At 74.0% G+C, this 3,270-nt stretch carries 2 protein-coding genes and 1 pseudogene; all 3 read left to right on the plus strand.

All coding sequences use genetic code 11. From position 1 onward, the window contains the following. Positions 1–1,128: PP2C family protein-serine/threonine phosphatase (locus tag DY245_RS33895; protein ID WP_147318400.1), on the plus strand; the 1,128-nt coding region annotated here is incomplete at its 5' end. A gap of 47 nt (positions 1,129–1,175) precedes the next feature. Continuing rightward, positions 1,176–2,537: a vWA domain-containing protein gene (locus DY245_RS33900; RefSeq protein WP_128510971.1), complete on the plus strand. Its 1,362-nt coding sequence runs from the start codon at positions 1,176–1,178 to the stop codon at positions 2,535–2,537. 60 nt (positions 2,538–2,597) lie between these two features. Then, positions 2,598–3,270 (plus strand): annotated as a pseudogene (locus DY245_RS44930) (hypothetical protein); the annotation flags it as partial.

The following is a 3,270-nucleotide window of genomic DNA, read 5'->3' on the forward strand; positions in this document are numbered from 1 at the left end:
CCTGCCGGCCCCGCCGCGCCTGCCAGCCCCGCCGCGGTGGCCGACACGCCGCCGCCCGTCGAACCGCCCGTCGACCCCCGCGTCGCCGGATACGAGGCGGTCGCCGACGCCGGTGCGGAGTCCGGCGCGGCCACTGCGGCCGAGGGCACGCCCGCAGCGGCCGGGGGCGCGTCCACCACGGCCAGGGACGAGCCTCCCACCCCCGCCCCCGGCGGCAACCTGTGCACCGCCTGCCGAACCGGCGCCGTCGGCCCCGAGGGCTACTGCGAGCACTGCGGCCACGCCCGGCCCCGCGAACGCGACCACATGGAGCGCGAATTGGCGGGCATCGCGGCGGTCAGCGACCGGGGCCACCGGCACCACCGCAACGAGGACTTCTTCGCCCTCCGTGCCGCCGCCCTGCCGGACGGCACACCCGCCGTGGTTGCGGTGGTCTGCGACGGGGTCTCCTCGGCGACCCGACCGGACGAGGCGTCCCAGGCGGCGTCCGAGGCCGCCGGCGAGGCGCTGCTGGCGTCGCTGCCGCGCGGTACCCATCCCCAGCAAGCCATGCACGAAGCCATCCTGGCGGCCTCCACGGCGGTCGACGCACTGGCCGCCGACCCGTCCCTGGTGCATGACGAGCAGCGCCAGCAGAACGCCCCGGCCTGCACCTTCGTCGGCGCGGTGGTCGGCGGCGGGCTGCTGACCGTCGGCTGGGTCGGCGACAGCCGCGCCTACTGGATCCCCGACGACCGCACCGCGCCGCCGGCCCGGCTCACCGAGGACGACTCCTGGGCGGCGCAGATGGTCGCCAACAATCTGATGTCCGAGGCCGAGGCGAACGCCGATGAGCGGGCGCACGCCATCACCGGCTGGCTGGGCGCGGATGCGTACGAGGTCGAGCCGCACACCGCAACGTTCAAGCCGGACGGCCCCGGTGTCGTGGTGGTGTGCACGGACGGACTGTGGAACTACGCCGAGAGCGCGGAGCAGATGGCCGCGGTGCTGCCGTACGACGCTCCCACCAGGCCGCTGAACGGCGCCCGCACGCTGGTCACACACGCCCTCGACGGCGGCGGGCACGACAACGTCACGGTGGCGCTGGTGCCGTTCCCCGCGCCGTCGGGGCGGGCAGGATCGGCCTGACCCGGCCCAAAACCGCATGAGTCGGACTCCGGTGAGGAGCGGAACGGATGGCCAACTTCGCCAAATCCCCTGTGCCGCGTTTCACCGCCGAGGTGTACCAGAACCCCTACCTCCCCGAGGGCGGGCGGGAGGTGCACGCCATTGTCACGGTGACCGCGACCGGGGGCGGCACGACGGGCGGCCGGCCGCTTTGCGTGGGCGGCAGCGGCGGGCCGGACGCCGGTGTGGTGATCATGGTCGACTGCTCCGGGTCGATGGACCATCCGCCGACGAAGCTGCGCGCCGCCCGTGAGGCCACGGCCGCCGCGCTCGACACCCTGCGCGACGGCGTCGCCTTCGCGGTGGTGGCCGGTACGCACCGGGCCGCCGAGGTCTACCCCGGCGGCGGCCGGCTGGCGGCGGCCGGTGCAACGACCCGCGCACAGGCCGCGGAGGCGCTGCGCAGGCTGAGCGCGGGCGGCGGTACGGCCATCGGCACCTGGCTGCGGCTGGCCGACCGGCTGCTGTCGTCCGCCGATCTCACCATCCGGCACGCCGTCCTGCTCACCGACGGCCGCAATGAACACGAGTCGCCGCAGGATCTGCGCGCCACCCTGGACGACTGCTTCGGGTCCTTCACCTGCGACGCCCGTGGCGTCGGCACGAACTGGGAGGTCAAGGAGGTCACCGGCATCGCCTCGGCGCTGCTGGGGACCGCCGATATCGTCGCCGATCCGGCCGGGCTGACCGCCGATTTCACGCGGATGATGGCGACGGCGATGGGCAAGGAGGTCGCCGATGTCGCTCTGCGGCTGTGGACCCCGTTGGGCGCCGAGACCGTCTTCGTCAAGCAAGTGGCACCCACCGTGGAGGACTTGACCGGGCGGGGCAGGGAGTCCGGGCCGCGGTCGGCGGACTATCCGACCGGCTCCTGGGGCGACGAGTCCCGCGACTACCACCTCTGCCTGCGGGTCCCGGCCGCCGGCATCGGCCGGGAAATGCTGGCCGGCCGTGTGTCGTTGATCATTCCCGCGCCGGACGGCCTGCCCTCCCAGGCCGTGCCGCAGACCCCGCCGCGGCCTCTGTCGCAGGGGCTCGTACGGGCCGTGTGGACGGACGATATCGCCGCCTCCACATCGATCAATCCACAGGTGGCGCACTACACAGGGCAGGCCGAACTGGCACAAGTCATCCAACAGGGGCTCGATGCGCGTAAGTCGGGAGATGTCGACAGCGCGACGGCGAAATTGGGCCGTGCGGTACAGCTGGCCGATGCCTCGGGGAACGCGGCGACTGCGAAACTCCTTGCGAAGGTGGTGGACGTCGTCGATGCGACGACCGGTACTGTGCGACTGAAGGCGAAGGTCGCCGAGGCGGACGAGATGACTCTCGAAACCCGCTCGACGAAAACCGTTCGCGTAAAGAAATAGCTACGAAAAGTACCGAGCAGTACCACCGAAGGAACACGGTACGGAGGGGGAAGAACCGACATGCCGACCTGCCCGAGCGGCCACCAGTCGGTGGCCGAAGACTGGTGCGAGGTGTGCGGCCAGCGGATGGCGGGTGCTGTCCCCCCGCCGCCCTCCCTGCCTGCCGGCTTCCTGAACACCCCGCCCAGCCAGCCGACCGGCCAGCCCGGCCCGCCGCAGGGCCAGCCCGGCCCGCCGCCCGGTGGCTTCGCTCCCGGCCCGGGTGGTCCCGGACCCGGTGGCCCCGGTGCTCCTGACATGCAGGGCGGCCAGGGCGGCTATGGCTTCCCGCCGCCCGCGCCGGGCCCCGGTGGCCTCGGTCCCGGTCCCGGTCCCGGCACCCAGGGTGGCCAGCAGGGCGGTTACGGCTTCCCGCCGCCCGCGCCCGGCCCCGGACCCGGCCAGGCCGCACCGAGCGAGCCGTGCCCGCAGTGCCGTACGCCGCGCGAGTCGATGGCGCCGTTCTGCGAGGAGTGCCGCTACAACTTCCTCACCAACTCCCCGACGTCCTACGCCCCGCCGCCCACCCAGCAGCCCGGCCCGCCGCCCGGCATGCCCGGCCCCGGTGGCCCCGGTACGCAGGGCGGCCAGGGTGGCTACGGCTTCCCGCCGCCCGCGCCCGGCCCCGGCCCCCAGGGCGGCCAGGGCGGTTACGGCTTCCCGCCGCCGCAGCAACAGCCGCCGCAGCAACAGG

This window comes from Streptomyces inhibens (assembly GCF_003389455.1).
Lineage (GTDB): Bacteria > Actinomycetota > Actinomycetes > Streptomycetales > Streptomycetaceae > Streptomyces > Streptomyces inhibens.